Here is a 16,738-nt window from a genome sequence, read left to right as displayed (position 1 = left end):
CACGACGGCTTTATTCAGCCGGTTTCTTCAGCTTCGGGTTTGGGAAGAACTGCACCGTCTGTACCTTGGCCGGCGCGGCTTTCGGTTCCAGATGGTTGACCCGGGTACCGAGCTCCTTCGGCACCGACAAGCCCTGCTCGTTGAGGGTGTCGGTAAAGCCGCAGGCCACGCATTCACGATGCGGTACGCCGTCTTCGTTCCACATCATCAGCTTGTCGGTCTCACTGCACGCCGGGCATACCGCCCCGGCAATGAAGCGTTTCTTGGTCTTGTTCACGGCTACCTCGCTCATGCTGCAGCGTCCTCGCTCAGGCCACTATGGCGCAGCAAGGCATCGATGGAAGGCTCACGGCCACGGAAGTCGACGAACAACTCCATAGGCTCGCGCGAACCACCGCGTGCCAGGATTGCCTCGCGGAAGGCACGGCCGGTTTCGGCGTTCAGCACGCCTTCTTCCTCGAAGCGCGAGAAGGCGTCAGCCGACAGCACTTCGGCCCACTTGTAGCTGTAGTAGCCCGCGGCATAACCACCAGCGAAGATGTGCGCAAAGCTGTTGGGGAAGCGGTTGTACGCCGGTGGGCGCATGACCGACACCTCGTCGCGCACGCCTTCGAGCACCTGCAGCACGCTGCGGCCGTCGCCATGGGTGGCATGCAGTTCAAAGTCGAACAGCGAGAACTCCAGCTGGCGCACCATCATCATGCCCGACTGGAAGTTCTTCGCCGCCAGCATCTTGTCCAGCAGGTCCTGGGGCAGTGGGGCACCGGTTTCGTAGTGGGCGGAAATCAGTGCCAGGCCTTCCGGCTCCCAGCACCAGTTTTCCATGAACTGGCTCGGCAGTTCCACCGCGTCCCAGGCCACGCCGTTGATGCCAGACACACCGGCATGCTCGATGCGGGTCAGCATGTGGTGCAGGCCGTGGCCGAACTCGTGGAACAAGGTGGTGACTTCATCGTGAGTCAACAGCGCCGGCTTGCCGGGTGCGGCCGGGGTGAAGTTGCACACCAGGTTGGCCACCGGGCTCTGCAACTGGCCGGCAGCTGTGCGGCGGCGGTCACGCGCGCCATCCATCCAGGCGCCGCCACGCTTGTTGGGGCGGGCGTAGAGGTCGAAGAAGAAGCGGCCGACATGCTGGCCGTTTTCCTTGATCTCGAACAGGCGCACATCCGGGTGCCAGCTGTCGAAGCCCTTGAGTTCGGCGATCTCGATGCCATACAGGCGCTGCACGATGCTGAACAGGCCGCTCAGTACCTTATCGATCGGGAAGTAGGCGCGCAGGGCTTCCTGAGAAACGCTGTAACGCTGCTCACGCAGCTTCTCGCCGAAGTAGCCGGCGTCCCAGCTGGCCAGTTCAGGGCAGCCCTGCTCGGCGGCATAGGCCTTGAGCTGCTCCAGATCCTGGGCAGCGAACGGCTTGGAACGCTTGGCCAGGTCACGCAGGAAGCTCAGCACCTGGTCGCTGGACTCGGCCATCTTGGTGGCCAGGCTCAGCTCGGCGTAGTTCTTGTAGCCCAGCAGTTCGGCCAGTTCCTGGCGCAGACCGAGGATTTCCTGCATCACCGGGCCGTTGTCGAACTGGCCTGCATTCGGGCCCTGGTCCGAGGCACGGGTGCAGTATGCGGCGTAAAGCTCTTCGCGCAGGGCGCGGTCGCTGGCGTAGGTCATCACCGCGTAGTAGCTGGGGAATTCCAAGGTGATCAGCCAGCCGTCGAGGCCGTTGGCCTGGGCGGCGGCGGCCATCTGCGCCTTGGCCGAATCGGTCAGGCCGGCCAGCGCTGCTTCGTCGGTAACGTGCTTGGTCCAGGCCTGGGTGGCATCGAGCAGCTGGTTGGAGAAACGGCTGCCCAGCTCGCTGAGCTTGCTCTGCACTTCGGCGTAGCGCTGCTGTTTATCCGCCGGCAGGTCGATACCCGACAGGCGGAAGTCACGCAGGGCGTGCTCGAGGATAGTCTTTTGCGCCACGTCGAAACCGGCGGCCTCGGGGCTGTCGATCAGCGCCTGGTAGGCTTCGAACAGCGCGCGGTTCTGGCCCAGTTCGGTAGAGTAGGCGCTCAGCGCCGGCAGGCACGACTCATAGGCTTCGCGCAGCTGCGCGCTGTTGCACACCGCATTGAGGTGGCTGACCGGGCTCCAGGCGGCGCCCAGGCGGTCGTTCAGTTCGTCCATGGCCAGCACCAGGCCAGCCCAGGTAGGGTTCTTGCCTTGCTTTTCGAGGATCTCGGCAATGGCTTTACGGTTGTCGGCCAGGATCGCTTCGATCGCCGGCAACACGTGTTCGGCACGGATTTGCGAGAAGGGCGGCAGATCGTAGGACTGCAGAAGCGGGTTGTTCGCACTCACGGTTTGGATACCTTGGCAGAAGAAACACTGCCCCATCTTAATTACAATCGACGCCGACCGCAGCAGGCAGCCTGCCTATCGGCACAGATGAGAGACGCTATCATGGCCATCCGAAGCTTCCAGCAACACACTCCGAAAGTTGGGCCCAGGGCCTTCGTCGACCGATCGGCGGTAGTGCTGGGCGACGTGGAAATCGGTGAAGACAGCTCCGTCTGGCCGTTGACCGTTATACGCGGCGACATGCACCGCATCCGCATCGGCGCGCGTACCAGCGTGCAGGACGGCAGCGTGCTGCACATCACCCATGCCGGCCCGTTCAACCCGGACGGCTTCCCGCTGATCATCGGTGACGAAGTGACCATCGGCCACAAGGTCATGCTGCATGGCTGCACCTTGGGCAACCGCATACTGGTCGGCATGGGCAGCACCATCATGGACGGCGCCATCGTCGAGGACGAAGTGATCATCGGCGCCGGTAGCCTGGTGCCGCCGGGCAAGCGCCTGGTCAGTGGCTACCTGTACATGGGCAGCCCGGTGAAGCAGGCCCGGCTGCTGAACGACAAGGAACACGCATTTTTCGCCTACAGCGCCAGTAACTACGTGAAGCTCAAGGACCAGCACCTGGCCGAAGGTTACGACCAACCGGAATGACCGCATTCGCGGGTAAACCCGCGAAGAAGGCCACGCAGCACTCAAGTGGAACTCAGTAAATGCACCAGCAAAACATCCTGTTCGACCTCGACGGCACCCTGACCGACCCACGCCAGGGCATCACCCGCTCGATCCAGTACGCCCTGGCCAAACTGGGCATCGACGAGCCGGACCTGACCCGCCTCGAGCACTTCATCGGCCCGCCTCTGCTGCAGGCCTTCATGCAGTTCTACAGCTTCGACGAAGCCAAGGCATGGGATGCAGTGAACTTCTATCGGGAACGCTTCAGCGTCACCGGCCTGTACGAAAACCTGGTGTTCGAAGGTGTGCCGGAGCTGCTCGAGGCCCTGAACGGCCAGGGCCGCACCCTCTACATCGCCACCTCCAAGCCGTGGAAGTTCGCCCGTGAAATCGCCCGGCACTTCGCCTTCGACCACCACTTCAAGGTGATCTACGGCAGTGAACTGGATGGCACACGCACCAACAAGGTCGAGCTGATTCGCCACCTGCTTGATGAAGAAGGGCTGGACCCGGCGCATACACTGATGATCGGCGACCGCAAGCATGACCTGATCGGTGCGCGCAGCAATGGCTTGCAGGCGGTGGCGGTGGGGTACGGGTTTGGTAGCCAGGAAGAACTGATGGCGGAAGAGCCGGCCTACCATTTTGCTACCTTGGCCGAGATGCATCAGGCATTTCTCAAGGCTTGATGGCCCTGGGGGCTGCTTTGCAGCCCATCGCGACACAAGGCCGCTCCTACAGGCGATCGCGTATCTTCTGTAGGAGCGGCCTTGCGTCGCGATGGGCCGCAAAGCGGCCCCAAAATCTCACCGGCTAACCATCAACCGCCGCAACGCCGCCTTCCGCTCTTCAATCGGCAACTGCCCCAACTGCTCGACCCGCTGATAAAACCGTGCCCAGTCCCCACCCACCTCACCGAACACCGCCGCAAACGCCGGTACCCACTGGTCATACAGCCCGAACGGCAGCAACTTGGCATTGCTCATCGGCCCATACATCCAGGCGTCATAGCGCTTGTCACCACCCCACTGGGCATCACGCACCTGCCGGTATTCCCGCCTTAGCCGCTCGAACTCCGCCTGCTTGGCCGTCCGCTTCTGCGCATCATCCAGAGGCCCGGTATAAATCGCCTGCAACCGTTCGCGGCTGGCCAGTACCAACCGGATGAACTGCTCACGCTGCTGCCCCTGCTCCCCACCAGAGGCAGCCAGGCCCCGCGCCACGCGCCATTGCCGGGTGCCTTCCTGCTCGACGAAGGAGGCAAACGACTCGTTGAACTCGGTGTCGTCCTGCACATAGAAGCGCTGGTGGGCCAGCTCATGGAAGATCAACGTGGCCAGGCGCTCGTCGCTCCAGCCCACCATCGACGACAGGATCGGGTCGTCGAACCAGCCCAGGGTCGAATAGGCCTCCACGCCGCCCACATACACATCCATGCCGTCCTGGCGCATCAACGCCGCCGCCCCACGCGCCGCGCCTTGCTGGTAATAGCCGCGATAGGCCACACATCCCGCGATCGGGAAGCAGTGCGTCACTGGCTGCAAAGACAGCTCGGGGGTGGCGAACACATTCCATACCACGTAGGGCCTGCCAAGGTCGGCATACACCCGATAGCTGCGGTTATCCGGCAGCTTCAGTTGCTGGCTGGCAAATGCTCGCGCCTGCTTGGCATGCTCCAGGCGCGCGCGCAATTGCGGTGAAGTGGCCGGGTTGGCCACTACCTGCTCCAGCGGCTGACGTGCGCGTAGCAGCTGCCACTGGCCCTCGGCCAACTGCCCATAGTAGGCCGCGCTGCTGCAACCGTTCAGCAGGAGCACCGCCAGCAGGGGAACCAAACGGGTGAAAACAAGGTCGAGTGGCCCAGGGCCTGAGCGCTGCATAAGAAAAAGTCGAAGCATCCGGGACTGTCTGACTCGCTCAAGGCCGATTCACTCCAAGACTATCTCGCCAAGGGGGCGTTTCGCCATGCGTGCACTGTTGGTCACCGGCTCACTGTTGCTGATATCCGCCTGTTCGACCTTGCCAGACCCCGACCCGAACCAGGCCTGGATCGACCTCACGCCCTACGACAACACCTCGCTGCACGCCGTGCAGGTAGATGAACGCGACTGGGCCGACAGCCGTTACTTCGAAGTACAGCCCGGCAGCCACGAGCTGACTGTGCGCTACCAGTTTCCGGTTACCCCCAGCAATATCGGCCCGGTCGAGGAGCCGTTGTGGCGGGATTGCCAGGTCAAGCTGACCTTCAAGGATTTCAGTGCCGGCCAGCGCTACCAGCTGCAGGCTGGCAGCATCGGTTTCCGCCCCTGGATCAAACTCTATGACCACCAGCAGAAACTGGTTGGGCAGGGTTTGCCTGCAGGCTGCCAGCGCACCTGAAACGCACAAACGGCGCTATGCTTGTAGCTTATAAGTCGCAAGTGGGAGTCTTGCCATGCGCCAGCCCATGATGCTGATCGCCCTCAGTGCATTGGGGGCTTGCGCCAGCCCCTTGCCGCCCGTCGACCCCAAGCAGGCCTGGGTCGACCTGTACACCATGACTCCCGGCAGGGTGATCATGGCCGACCGCCTCGACGGCAAGCGCCTGGAGGATGGCCGTTACTTCCAGGTGACGCCGGGCAAGCACGAACTGGTAGTGCGCTTCGATTACGAGATATATGGGGGCGGCCTCATGACCCAGCCCAGGGACCGTACCTGCTACCTGACCGTGCGCTTTGACAACTTCAAGGCCGGCGAACGCTATCGGCTGGAGGCACGGGCGCCGGTGATGGAGCCGCAGGTGCTGCTCTATGACGGCAACCGCAAGGTGGTGGTGAACGAGCCTAGCGAGGTGTTCTGCATTCCGTGATCGGGGCTGCGAATGGGCCGCAAAGCGGCCCCGCAATCCTGAACCTACCGATCATTCTTCTGATAAATGATCTTCTTGGTCCCACCATCGCAGGTCCCGACGACCATGTTCTGGTCCTTGACCTCGCTGTTGGGCACGATCTCCAGGGTGTAGGACGGAACACCCTGGGCCTGGATCTTGGCCTCGATCTCGGCTTTGAGCTCCTCGCACGGCTTGACCGCCGCCAGCGCAGATGTGGCGACCAAGGAAGCCAACACGGCGATTGCTACGCGAATCATGAAACGGCTCCTGAAAGGGCAGCGTGCTGCCGACGCTGTTTAGACTACAACAAACCGCCCTTATTGCACTGCTTCACCCCACCAGCGCCGCATCCAGGCTGATCTTCGCGTTCAGCACCTTGGACACCGGGCACCCAGCCTTGGCCTTGTCGGCAATCTCCAGGAACTGCACTTCACTCGCCCCAGGCACCTTGGCCCTGAGCACCAGATGCACTGCGGTAATGGCAAAGCCATCAGCTTGCTTGTCGAGTGTCACTTCGGCAGCGGTGTCGATCCTGTCCGGGGTGAACCCCGCTTCGCCCAGCATCATCGACAGTGCCATCGAGAAGCAGCCAGCGTGCGCCGCGCCGATCAGCTCCTCCGGGTTGGTCCCGGGTGAGCCTTCGAAACGGGTATTGAAACCGTAGGGGTTCTGCTTGAGCGCGCCACTTTCAGTAGAAAGCAGGCCTTTGCCGTCCTTCAGGCCACCTTGCCAGATCGCCGATGCTGTCTTTTTCATGATGCCTCCTGGTCTCGGGTTACATGCTCATGGCTTCAGAGGTCAGCCGCCTATAGCAAGTTCAGAGCAATCGCACGGCAAGCATTGAATCCGTCGAATGTGCCCATACAGAGTTGTAAAGGCCTGTGGCCAAAAACCTTTGCGGAGGCTCCATGACGCAGCTGCGTGAACTGAAAATTTCCACCCTCGACCTGGTGCCGGTGCGCGCCGACGCCGGCCCGGCGCAGTCGCTGCGCAACGCGCTGGACCTGGCGCAGCACGTCGAACGCTTTGGTTACAACCGCTTCTGGGTTGCCGAGCACCACAACATGGACGGCATCGCCAGTTCGGCGACTTCGGTGCTGATCGGCTACCTGGCCGGGGGCACCTCGAGCATTCGCGTGGGCTCTGGCGGGGTCATGCTGCCCAACCACGCACCGCTGGTGATCGCCGAGCAGTTCGGCACCCTGGCCAGCCTGTACCCAGGGCGCATCGACCTGGGCCTGGGTCGCGCGCCGGGTTCCGATCAGATGACCGCCTACGCTCTGCGCCGCGACCGCGCCGGCGGCCCGGATGATTTCCCGGACGATGTCGAGGAACTGTCACGCTACCTCGGCCCGCGTACCGATGATCAAAAAGTGATCGCCGTGCCAGGGCACGACACCGACGTACCGATGTGGCTGCTCGGCTCCAGCCTGTTCAGCGCTCAATTGGCCGGCATGCGCGGCATGCCCTACGCTTTCGCCTCGCACTTTGCGCCGCGCTACATGCACGAGGCGATCCGCGTGTACCGCAACCACTTCAAGCCCTCGACAACGCTGGACAAGCCATACGTGATGCTGGGCATCCCCATGGTGGTGGCGGAAACCGACGAAAAGGCCGAATACCTGGCCACGTCCGTGTACCAGCGCATCCTCGCGCTGATTCGCGGGCAGAGCCTGATGCAGAAGCCGCCGGTGGAAAGCATGGATGGGCTGTGGCTGCCCCATGAGCGGGACGCGGTGGGCAGCTTCCTCGGCTTGGCGATGATTGGCAGCCCGCAGAAGGTGCGGGCCAAGGTGGAAGTGCTGCTGGAGCAGACCGGAGCAGATGAGCTGATCTTCACCTGTGATTTGTATGAGCATGCGGACCGGATTCGGTCCTATGAACTGTTGGCGCAGGCTCTCAAGACCGCGTGATCTTCTTCGCGGGTAAACCCGCTCCCACAGGTACGGCGTCGCTCTCAGGCCTGTGATATCCCTGTGGTAGCGGGTTTACCCGCGAAGAACCCAACCCGTTAACCGCGCCGGTACACAATCTCCTTGGTACCAGCCTCGCAGCTACCAATCACCTTGCCGGCCGGGTCGCCCTTGTCGACGATCTCCAACTTGTAGCCGGTAACCCCCTTGGCATCCAGCTTGGCCGCAATCTCTGCCTTGAGTTCCTCGCACGGCTTGCCCGCCGCCAGCGCACCACCGGCCAGGGTCATCAGGCCCAGCGCCAGAATCAGTTTGTTCATCACTCGCTTTCCTTGTGCAGATGACATCAGAAAGGGCGCCCGCCAAGGCGCCCTCTTCCTAAATACCCCATCATGTCGGGCTCATCCAGCCCGGCAATATGTCAGCTATTGGCGATACGGAAGCCGACCTTCAGCGTGACCTGGAAGTGCGCCGCCTTGTTGTCACGGATATGGCCACGGGTATCTATCACTTCGAACCACTCCAGGTGCTTGATGCTCTTGCCGGCTTCGGCCAGAGCATTGTTGATCGCCTCTTCGATGCTGGTGGTCGAAGACCCCACCAGTTCGATCTTCTTGTAGGTGTGATGATCGGTCATGAGCGCTCTCCTCGGATGATGGTGAGATTGAGCCTAGCAGTGCAGGCCTGGTTTACCTGCGAGCGGTCACTATTGGCGAAAGTTCGATCGCACTTTCCCGCGGGCCCAAGGTCGCAATCCTTACAGTCCATACTGCAAAGGAGAGTCAACATGCACCGCAATTCGCTGCGTAGAACGTCCCTGGAAAGCATGGAAGCGGAGATCGAGAGCCTTCTGAAAAGCCTGGAAAACCTCAAGCATGATGCGTCGGAGGAGTCCCAGAAATCGGTGAAGGCAATCCGCAGCAACGCCGAGAGCGCCCTTCGTCATTCGCGCCATCTGCTGAGCGATGCCTACGAGGAAGTGAAGCACCGCACCCGCCAGACCGGCATCGCCACCCGCGACTATGCCCAGGAACACCCGTACACCACCGCCGGCGTCGCCATTGGCGCGCTAGGCCTGCTGGCGGCGTACCTGATGTGCAAACGCAACTAAGCGCCCTGTCGCGCCAGTTCTGCCCTTAGCCACTGCGCCAACTGCTCGGCGCGCCCGTCCGCGGCGCGCCTGGGCACCCACAGCGCCAATGCCGCAGGGGTAGGTGAAAAGCCCCACGGCGCATTCAAACGGCCCGCCCGCAGGTCATCAGCGACCAGCGGCTGCGGCGCAATCGCCACACCCAACCCGGCCACCGCAGCTTCCAGCAGGTAATACAGGTGCTCGAAAGCCTGGCCATAGTGGAGGGTCGCCGGCTCCAACCCCTGTTCCAGTGCCCAGGTCGGCCAAGCCTGCGGACGCGAGGTGGTGTGCAGCAAGGCTTCGCCCAGCAAGGCCTTGGCCGGCGCGCCCCGCAAGCGCTCGAAACCGGCGAAATGCGGGCTGAGCACCGGCCCGATGCGCTCCTCGGCCAGTACATGCACCTGCATGTCCGACGGCCATGGCGGCTCGGCATACACCAGCAGCGCATCCAGCCCAGGCCGTCGCGGGTCCAGGTCACCTTCACCGGCCGACAGGTGCAAGCGTAGCTCTGGCAAATCTGCCTGCAACCGCCCCAACCGTGGGATGAACCAGCGCGCCAGCAGGCTGCCCGAGCAGCCCAGCACGAACGGCGCCTCGCTGACATCGTGGCTGAGCTCGGCGCACACGCTGCGCAGGCGATCGAAGGCTTCGCTACTGACATCGCGCAGGCGTACGCCGGCATCTGTGAGTTTGATGCCACGCCCGTCCTTCACGAACAGCGCGACACCGAGGTGCTCTTCAAGTACCTTGATCTGCCGGCTGACGGCGCCATGGGTGACGTGCAGCGCTTCGGCAGCCTGGCTGACGCTGTTTAGCCTTGCGGTCGCTTCGAAGGCCCGCAGGGCATTGAGGGGAGGGAGGTCGTGGGCCATTTTATCTGTGAGTTTTTCTGACAAGTTTGCGCAATCTTATCGGTTTTCAGCCGGGCTTGCCGTGGTTACAGTAAAGCCCATCACTCATTCATAACGCCCTGGAGCGCCCCATGACCCAGTCCCAATACCGCCCCGGCCCCGACGCCAACGGCCTGTTCGGCTCGTTCGGCGGCCGCTACGTGGCCGAGACCCTGATGCCACTGGTGCTGGACCTGGCCCGCGAATACGAAGCGGCCAAGGCAGACCCCAAGTTCCTCGAAGAGCTGGCCTACTTCCAGCGCGACTACATCGGCCGCCCCAACCCACTGTACTTCGCCGAGCGCCTGACCGAGCACTGCGGCGGCGCGAAGATCTTCTTCAAGCGTGAAGAACTCAACCACACCGGCGCGCACAAGGTGAACAACTGCATCGGCCAGGTGCTGCTGGCCAAGCGCATGGGCAAGAAGCGCCTGATCGCCGAAACCGGCGCCGGCATGCATGGCGTGGCCACCGCCACCGTCGCTGCCCGCTTCGGCCTGCCTTGTGTGATCTACATGGGCGCCACCGACATCGAGCGCCAGCAGGCCAACGTGTTCCGCATGAAGCTGCTGGGCGCCGAGATCGTCCCGGTCACCGCCGGCACTGGCACCCTCAAGGATGCCATGAACGAGGCCCTGCGCGACTGGGTCACCAATGTCGAAGACACCTTCTACCTGATCGGCACCGTGGCCGGCCCGCACCCGTACCCGGCCATGGTCCGCGACTTCCAGTCGATCATCGGCAAGGAAACCCGCGCCCAGTTGCAAGAGAAGGAAGGCCGCCTGCCAGACAGCCTGGTTGCGTGCGTCGGTGGCGGCTCCAACGCCATGGGCCTGTTCCATGAGTTCCTCGAAGAGCCAAGCGTGCAGATCATCGGCGTCGAAGCCGGTGGCCATGGCGTGCACACCGACAAGCACGCTGCCAGCCTGAACGGCGGTGTACCGGGCGTGCTGCACGGCAACCGCACCTACCTGCTGCAGGACGAAGACGGCCAGATCACCGACGCCCACTCGATTTCCGCCGGCCTGGACTACCCGGGCATCGGCCCGGAGCACGCCTACCTGCACGAAGTGAAGCGTGTCGAGTACGTCAGCATCACCGACGACGAAGCGCTGGATGCGTTCCACGCCACCTGCCGCCTGGAAGGCATCATCCCGGCCCTGGAAAGCTCCCACGCCCTGGCCGAGGCGATCAAGCGCGCACCGAAGCTGCCCAAGGACCACTTGATGGTCGTGTGCCTGTCGGGCCGCGGCGACAAAGACATGCAAACCGTCATGAACCACATGGCCGCCCAGGAGAAACAGGCATGAGCCGTCTTGAACAACGCTTCGCCGAGCTGAAGGCCGAAGGCCGCTCGGCACTGGTCACCTTCGTCACCGCGGGCGACCCGGGCTATGACGCCTCGCTGCAGATCCTCAAGGGCCTGCCGGCAGCCGGTGCCGACGTGATCGAGCTGGGCATGCCGTTCACCGACCCGATGGCCGACGGCGTGGCCATCCAGCTGGCCACCCTGCGTGCCCTGGAAGCTGGCCAGACCTTGGCCAAGACCCTGCAGATGGTTCGCGAATTCCGTGTGGATAACCAGGCCACACCGATCGTACTGATGGGTTACTACAACCCGATCCACCGCTTTGGCGTGGAAAAGTTCGTGGCCGAAGCCAAGCAAGCGGGTGTCGATGGCCTGATCATCGTCGACCTGCCACCCGAGCACGACGCCGAACTGGCGACCCCGGCCCAGGCTGCGGGTATCGACTTCATCCGCCTGACTACCCCTACCACCGACGACGTGCGCCTTCCGCGCGTGCTGGAGCGCAGCTCCGGGTTCGTCTACTACGTGTCGGTGGCCGGCGTGACCGGCGCCGGCTCGGCGACCACCGAGCACGTGACCCAAGCCATTGCCCGCCTGCGTCGGCATACCGATCTGCCGATCAGCGTTGGTTTTGGCATTCGTACACCGGAGCAGGCTGCGGCCATTGCCCGACTATCGGACGGCGTGGTGGTGGGCTCGGCGCTGGTCGACAAGATTGCCCAGGCCAATAGTGCCGAGCAGGCAGTCAAAGATGTATTGAGCCTGTGCTCGGCACTGGCTGAAGGAGTGCGCAGCGCCCGCCGTTGAACCGCGTCGCCTTCATCGCCGGCAAGCCAGCTCCCACAGGTACAGCGCCGCCCTCAGGCCCTGTGATATCCCTGTGGGAGCTGGCTTGCCGGCGATGAGGCCAGTACAGACTATGAAGATCTAGCCCCCAAACATCGACAGATCCAGCGGCCGCACAGCCCCCATCCAGATCGCATGGTCACGGTGGTCCGCCAGTTCATCCCCGGTCAGCGGGTGCATGAAAACCACCAACCCCTTCCGATACAACGCCAACCAAGGCAACACCACACCCACCACCTCCGGCCCGAACGCCAACTGGCAGCTCCAGTCCGGGTGCGGCCCCACCGGTTTCTGGTGCATGCGCCCCATGGTCACGGGGAACAAACGCGCCGCTTCCTCGCACAGTTCACGGGCCTGGTCCATGGTCGCTGCGTCGTAGTAAACATGGGCGTGGTAACCCTTGATCCTCTGCACGATAACTCCTGATTGCGGTCCAACCATCACCACCTGCAAAGGGAGTGATGCAGTGAAAAACGCCGAAACCCCAGTGTTCAAACTGGTCCTGTTCGGGCCTGAAAGCAGCCTGGGCAACGCCCTGATGGTAGAGCTGCTGTCGCGCCAGCACGAAGTCACCGCCGTGGTCGACGACCTCAACCGCCACGCGCCGCGCCCCGGCCTGCATTTCAAGATAGGCGGGCTGGGCGATGCCGACCAGGCGGAGCAGGGCGCGGCAGGCGGGTCAGCAGTAATTGCCTTGTTGTCGACACTGGCACCGGGCGATTTGCCCGGGCAAGCCCGCATGAGCGAGGCGCTGGTGGCGGGGCTGAAGCGTACGACTATACGCCGGCTGTTGCTGGTGGGCGATTTCGATGTGCTGGATGAGCCGGGCAAGTACAGCGAGACAGAGCGGGAGTGTGTGGACCAGGTGGTGGACGGGTTACAGCGCAGTGCGTTGCACTGGACGCTGATCAATGCCCCACAGGAACTGGCCGGGTTGGGGATGGAGCATTTTCGCAGCACTGAAGGTACGCTGGAGCCGGGGTTGGCCGAGCCGTTGCGGCACCTGGCCAGGGTCGCGGCAGGGATGGTGGATATGCTGGAGCTGGATTTGCACCGGGGCGAGCATCTGAACTTCGTGGTCTAGATTGCCGGGGCTGCTGTGCAGCCCATCGCCGGCAAGCCAGCTCCCACAGGTGCTGTACAAGCCTGGAAAATGGCGCCGTCCCTGTGGGAGCTGGCTTGCCGGCGATGGGCCGCAAAGCGGCTCCAAAATCTCAAAGGCTACGCTCTTGCTCCAGCCAATCTACAAACCGCTCGATCAAGGCACCACGCCGCTTACGCGGCGGCAGCACGACGTAATACCCGCGCTCCGAACGCAAACTCCCCTCCAGCGGCCGGCACAGCAACCCCTGCTCGACCAACCCATCTACCAAATGCCCCCAGCCAATCGCCACCCCTTGCCCGGCAATCGCCGCCTGGATCAGCAACGTATAGTTATCAAACCGCAACTGCCCGGCCGGCGGCGGGCTGGCCACACCAAACCCGCGAAACACCCCCGACCAGTCAAACCAACGGCTAGCCTGCTCGCCCTTCAAGTGGAGCAAGGGCAATCGTTGCAAAGCCAGGGCTGACAAGGCTTTGCCGTGAATCAACCGGGGGCTGCACACCGGGAAAACCTCCTCATCGAACAGCCAGCGGCTCTCGCCCTGGTGAAAACGCCCGTCACCAAACAGCACCGCCACATCGATGTCCGGTCGCAACATGCCCTGGCTGCGCTCACCGGTTACCAGGCTCACATCCACCTGTGGATAAGCCTCGTGAAAACGCTGCAGCCGTGGCATCAGCCAGAACGCTGCAAAGGCGAAGTCGGTAGCCACCTGTAGCACTTCGCGCTGGCCGCGCCCACTGGCCTGGGCAATGCCGTCCTCCATGGCCTGCAGGCCCTGATGCACCTGTTCGAACAGCACCTGGCCAGCCTCGGTCAGCTCGATACCCCGATAAATGCGGTCGAACAGGCGCGTGCCCAACTGTGCCTCCAGCCGTTTGACTTGCTGACTCACCGCCGGCTGCGTGGTGCCCAGCTCCAGCGCCGCGGCGGTAAAGCCGCGCAAGCGTGCGGCGGCCTCGAACACGCGCAAGGTATCCAGCGACAGCTCGGCAAGGTGATCAAACATTAGCGTGGCTAATCCCAGTCATTGCCCGCCATGGGCTTTACCCATGTTATCCACAGTCGCATCTTGATAGGCAAGCGGTTCGCATAACCCTCAACGATGGAAGCCACCATGACGCGCCCGAATATCCTGTTCATCATGGCCGACCAGATGGCCGCGCCCTTGCTGCCGATCTACGCCTCTTCGCCGATCCAGATGCCGCACCTTAGCCGCCTTGCCGAACAGGCGGTGGTGTTCGACTCGGCCTACTGCAACAGCCCGTTGTGCGCGCCGTCGCGCTTCACTCTGGTCAGCGGCCAGTTGCCCAGTCGCATCGGCGCCTACGACAACGCCGCCGACTTCCCCGCCGACGTGCCGACCTACGCCCATTACCTGCGCCGCCTGGGTTACCGCACAGCGCTGTCGGGCAAGATGCACTTCTGCGGCCCGGACCAGTTGCATGGCTACGAAGAACGCCTTACCAGCGATATCTACCCGGCCGATTACGGCTGGGCGGTGAACTGGGATGAACCGGACGTGCGCCCGAGCTGGTATCACAACATGTCCTCGGTGCTGCAGGCCGGCCCATGCGTGCGCACCAACCAGCTGGATTTCGACGATGAAGTGGTGTTCAAGGCGCGCCAGTACCTGTACGACCATGTGCGTGAAAACGATGGCCGACCCTTCTGCCTGACCGTGTCGATGACCCACCCGCACGACCCGTACACCATCCCCAGGCGCTACTGGGACCGCTACGAGGGTATGGATATCCCCATGCCCCGCAACGAGTTCGGCCAGGCAGAACTCGACCCCCACTCGCAACGCCTGCTGAAGGTCTACGACCTGTGGAACAAACCGCTGCCTGTGGACAAAATTCGTGACGCCCGCCGTGCCTACTTTGGCGCCTGCAGCTACATCGACGACAACATCGGCCTGCTGCTGCAGACCCTGGAGGAATGCAACCTGGCCGACGACACCCTGATCGTCTTCTCCGGCGACCACGGCGACATGCTTGGCGAGCGTGGCCTCTGGTACAAGATGCACTGGTTCGAGATGTCGGCACGGGTGCCGTTGCTGGTACACGCGCCAATGCGCTTCGCGCCAGCCCGGGTCAGCGCCTCGGTATCTACCTGCGACCTGCTGCCAACCCTGGTAGAGCTGGCTGGCGGGGCTGTGGATAACCACCTGCACCTGGATGGCCGCTCACTGGTCGGCCACCTGCAAGGGCAGGGCGGCCATGACGAAGTGATTGGCGAATACATGGCCGAAGGCACCGTCGGCCCTCTGATGATGATCCGCCGGGGCCCGTACAAGTTCGTGTACAGCGAAGACGACCCATGCCTACTCTATGACCTGAGCCGCGACCCGCACGAGCGGGAGAATCTCACCGGCAGCCCGGAACACCAGGCGCTGCTGCAGGCATTTGTCGATGAAGCACAGCAACGTTGGGATATCCCCAGCCTGCGCCAGCAGGTTCTTGCCAGCCAGCGGCGGCGCCGCCTGGTGGCCGAGGCGCTGGCCATCGGCAAGCTGAAAAGCTGGGACCACCAACCGCTGGTGGATGCCAGTCAACAGTACATGCGCAACCACATAGATCTCGACGACCTCGAGCGCAAGGCACGTTATCCACAGCCCGCCCCCCTGGATTGAGAAGAGAGGCCGCCATGCACAAGTTCTCTGCAGCCGTGTTCGCCCTGGCCCTGAGCCTGGGTACCGCCACAGCCTACGCCGCCGACAGCGACGCGCAATGCACCACCGTGAAGATGGCCGACCCCGGCTGGAGCGACATCGCCACGACCAACGCCTTGGCCCGCCTGCTTCTGGAAAGCCTGGGCTACCGGGTGAAAATCGACAGCCTGGCCGTGCCAATCATCTACGGTGGCCTCAAGGATGGCCGCGTCGATGCCTTCCTCGGCAACTGGATGCCGGCGCAGCAGGGCTTTCATGACAAATTCATCGAAAATGGCGATGTGCAGCAGCTTTCACGCAACCTGGAAGGAACCGAGTTCACCCTGGCGGTGCCCGACTATGTGTGGAATGCCGGGGTGAAGGATTTCGCCGACTTGCAGAAACACGCCGACCAGTTCGACAAGAAGCTGTACGGGATCGGTTCCGGGGCACCGGCCAACCTGTCGTTGAAGGAAATCATCGACAAGAATGAATTCAACCTCGGCCAGTGGAAGCTGGTGGAGTCCAGCGAGCAGGCGATGCTGGCGCAGGTCGACCGAGCGGTGAAGAAACAACAGTTCATCACCTTCCTCGGCTGGACCCCGCACCCGATGAACGTGAAGCTGAAGATGCATTACCTGAGCGGTGGGGAGAAGTGGTTTGGCAGCAAGGGCGAGGTGTATACCCTGACCCGCAAGGGTTATCCACAAGCCTGCCCGAATGCGGCCAAGCTGCTGGGTAACCTGAAGTTCACGCTGGACATGGAAAACACCATCATGGCCGAAGTTGTGGACAAGAAGATCAGCTTCGATGATGCGGCCAAGGCTTGGCTTAAGGCGCACCCCGAGTTGCTGGAAGGGTGGTTGGCCGGGGTGACGACCAAGGCCGATGGCAATGCGCTGGAGGCCGTCAAAGCCAAACTGTAACCTCACAAGCAAACCTCTATCCCTGTGGGAGCGGGCATGCCCGCGAACACCGGCGAAGCCGGTGCCATCCACCGCGGCGGCTT

Annotated in this window: 21 protein-coding genes; 11 read left to right on the top strand and 10 right to left on the bottom strand. The window is 62.9% G+C overall.

Annotated features, from left to right (window positions below):
• Positions 1-10: 10 nt before the first annotated feature.
• Positions 11-292 (bottom strand): YheV family putative zinc ribbon protein, encoded by a 282-nt coding sequence (locus IRZ77_RS05005; protein ID WP_013970292.1) that lies wholly within the window; start codon positions 290-292, stop codon positions 11-13.
• Positions 289-2,376, bottom strand: coding sequence for an oligopeptidase A (gene prlC, locus IRZ77_RS05000; protein ID WP_196173029.1), 2,088 nt, complete (start codon positions 2,374-2,376; stop codon positions 289-291). Before prlC ends, IRZ77_RS05005 begins: the two co-directional genes overlap by 4 nt.
• Positions 2,377-2,442: 66 nt before the next feature.
• Here prlC and IRZ77_RS04995 point away from each other — a divergent pair, with 66 nt between their 5' ends.
• Both IRZ77_RS04995 and IRZ77_RS04990 read left to right on the top strand, forming a co-directional pair.
• Positions 2,443-2,991, top strand: a complete 549-nt coding sequence (locus IRZ77_RS04995) for a gamma carbonic anhydrase family protein (RefSeq protein WP_046615288.1) — start codon at positions 2,443-2,445, stop codon at positions 2,989-2,991.
• Positions 2,992-3,050: 59 nt separating this feature from the next.
• Positions 3,051-3,701, top strand: a complete 651-nt coding sequence (locus IRZ77_RS04990; protein ID WP_046615289.1) for an HAD family hydrolase — start codon at positions 3,051-3,053, stop codon at positions 3,699-3,701.
• Positions 3,702-3,818: 117 nt separating this feature from the next.
• Here the strand turns inward: IRZ77_RS04990 and IRZ77_RS04985 are convergent, their stop codons facing one another.
• Entirely contained in the window at positions 3,819-4,892 is a 1,074-nt protein-coding gene (locus IRZ77_RS04985; RefSeq protein WP_196173028.1) for an aminopeptidase, read from the bottom strand.
• A gap of 85 nt (positions 4,893-4,977) precedes the next feature.
• On the opposite strand from IRZ77_RS04985, the gene IRZ77_RS04980 reads away from it, so the two are divergent.
• Together IRZ77_RS04980 and IRZ77_RS04975 are read left to right on the top strand one after the other, a co-directional pair.
• Entirely contained in the window at positions 4,978-5,391 is a 414-nt protein-coding gene (locus IRZ77_RS04980) for a PA0061/PA0062 family lipoprotein (RefSeq protein WP_015268455.1), read from the top strand.
• Between the two features lie 55 nt (positions 5,392-5,446).
• Positions 5,447-5,860 carry a PA0061/PA0062 family lipoprotein gene (locus IRZ77_RS04975; protein ID WP_046615291.1) on the top strand — a complete coding sequence of 138 codons (414 nt, stop codon included), beginning with the start codon at positions 5,447-5,449 and terminating at the stop codon, positions 5,858-5,860.
• Between the two features lie 44 nt (positions 5,861-5,904).
• Here the strand turns inward: IRZ77_RS04975 and IRZ77_RS04970 are convergent, their stop codons facing one another.
• A complete protein-coding gene (locus IRZ77_RS04970) occupies positions 5,905-6,138 on the bottom strand; it encodes a DUF1161 domain-containing protein (RefSeq protein WP_046615292.1) in 234 nt (77 codons plus the stop codon).
• A 73-nt stretch (positions 6,139-6,211) separates the two neighbouring features.
• Positions 6,212-6,637, bottom strand: a complete 426-nt coding sequence (locus tag IRZ77_RS04965) for an OsmC family protein (protein WP_085601982.1) — start codon at positions 6,635-6,637, stop codon at positions 6,212-6,214.
• Between the two features lie 152 nt (positions 6,638-6,789).
• Between IRZ77_RS04965 and IRZ77_RS04960 the strand changes: the two genes are divergently transcribed.
• Positions 6,790-7,794: an LLM class flavin-dependent oxidoreductase gene (locus IRZ77_RS04960; RefSeq protein WP_196173027.1), complete on the top strand. Its 1,005-nt coding sequence runs from the start codon at positions 6,790-6,792 to the stop codon at positions 7,792-7,794.
• Positions 7,795-7,892: 98 nt separating this feature from the next.
• Here the strand turns inward: IRZ77_RS04960 and IRZ77_RS04955 are convergent, their stop codons facing one another.
• Entirely contained in the window at positions 7,893-8,114 is a 222-nt protein-coding gene (locus IRZ77_RS04955) for a DUF1161 domain-containing protein (RefSeq protein WP_003261041.1), read from the bottom strand.
• Positions 8,115-8,215: 101 nt separating this feature from the next.
• On the bottom strand, positions 8,216-8,431 hold the full coding sequence (locus tag IRZ77_RS04950) for a dodecin (protein ID WP_013970282.1): 216 nt from the start codon (positions 8,429-8,431) through the stop codon (positions 8,216-8,218).
• 150 nt (positions 8,432-8,581) lie between these two features.
• On the opposite strand from IRZ77_RS04950, the gene IRZ77_RS04945 reads away from it, so the two are divergent.
• Positions 8,582-8,905, top strand: coding sequence for a DUF883 family protein (locus IRZ77_RS04945; RefSeq protein WP_003261039.1), 324 nt, complete (start codon positions 8,582-8,584; stop codon positions 8,903-8,905).
• Here the strand turns inward: IRZ77_RS04945 and IRZ77_RS04940 are convergent.
• The gene (locus tag IRZ77_RS04940; protein ID WP_046615295.1) at positions 8,902-9,798 is read right to left on the bottom strand and encodes a LysR family transcriptional regulator; all 897 of its coding nucleotides are present in this window, start codon (positions 9,796-9,798) and stop codon (positions 8,902-8,904) included. The genes IRZ77_RS04945 and IRZ77_RS04940 overlap by 4 nt on opposite strands.
• A 110-nt stretch (positions 9,799-9,908) precedes the next feature.
• Here IRZ77_RS04940 and trpB point away from each other — a divergent pair, with 110 nt between their 5' ends.
• Positions 9,909-11,126, top strand: coding sequence for a tryptophan synthase subunit beta (gene trpB / locus IRZ77_RS04935; protein ID WP_015268451.1), 1,218 nt, complete (start codon positions 9,909-9,911; stop codon positions 11,124-11,126).
• Entirely contained in the window at positions 11,123-11,932 is an 810-nt protein-coding gene (gene trpA / locus IRZ77_RS04930) for a tryptophan synthase subunit alpha (RefSeq protein ID WP_046615296.1), read from the top strand. The genes trpB and trpA overlap by 4 nt, the downstream gene beginning before the upstream one ends.
• 120 nt (positions 11,933-12,052) lie before the next feature.
• Here the strand turns inward: trpA and IRZ77_RS04925 are convergent, their stop codons facing one another.
• Positions 12,053-12,385, bottom strand: a complete 333-nt coding sequence (locus IRZ77_RS04925) for a DOPA 4,5-dioxygenase family protein (RefSeq protein ID WP_046615297.1) — start codon at positions 12,383-12,385, stop codon at positions 12,053-12,055.
• 52 nt (positions 12,386-12,437) lie between these two features.
• On the opposite strand from IRZ77_RS04925, the gene IRZ77_RS04920 reads away from it, so the two are divergent.
• Positions 12,438-13,055, top strand: a complete 618-nt coding sequence (locus IRZ77_RS04920) for an NAD(P)-dependent oxidoreductase (RefSeq protein WP_046615298.1) — start codon at positions 12,438-12,440, stop codon at positions 13,053-13,055.
• Positions 13,056-13,185: 130 nt separating this feature from the next.
• Here the strand turns inward: IRZ77_RS04920 and IRZ77_RS04915 are convergent, their stop codons facing one another.
• The gene (locus IRZ77_RS04915) at positions 13,186-14,085 is read right to left on the bottom strand and encodes a choline sulfate utilization transcriptional regulator (protein ID WP_108480408.1); all 900 of its coding nucleotides are present in this window, start codon (positions 14,083-14,085) and stop codon (positions 13,186-13,188) included.
• 108 nt (positions 14,086-14,193) lie between these two features.
• Here IRZ77_RS04915 and betC point away from each other — a divergent pair, with 108 nt between their 5' ends.
• Together betC and choX are read left to right on the top strand one after the other, a co-directional pair.
• Positions 14,194-15,711, top strand: coding sequence for a choline-sulfatase (gene betC, locus IRZ77_RS04910; protein ID WP_153671652.1), 1,518 nt, complete (start codon positions 14,194-14,196; stop codon positions 15,709-15,711).
• Between the two features lie 14 nt (positions 15,712-15,725).
• Positions 15,726-16,655, top strand: a complete 930-nt coding sequence (gene choX, locus IRZ77_RS04905) for a choline ABC transporter substrate-binding protein (protein WP_085601978.1) — start codon at positions 15,726-15,728, stop codon at positions 16,653-16,655.
• Positions 16,656-16,738 lie beyond the last annotated feature (83 nt).

The sequence above is a fragment of the Pseudomonas pudica genome (assembly GCF_015680405.1).
Lineage (GTDB): Bacteria > Pseudomonadota > Gammaproteobacteria > Pseudomonadales > Pseudomonadaceae > Aquipseudomonas > Aquipseudomonas pudica.
This window is presented reverse-complemented; position numbering and strand designations above follow the sequence as displayed.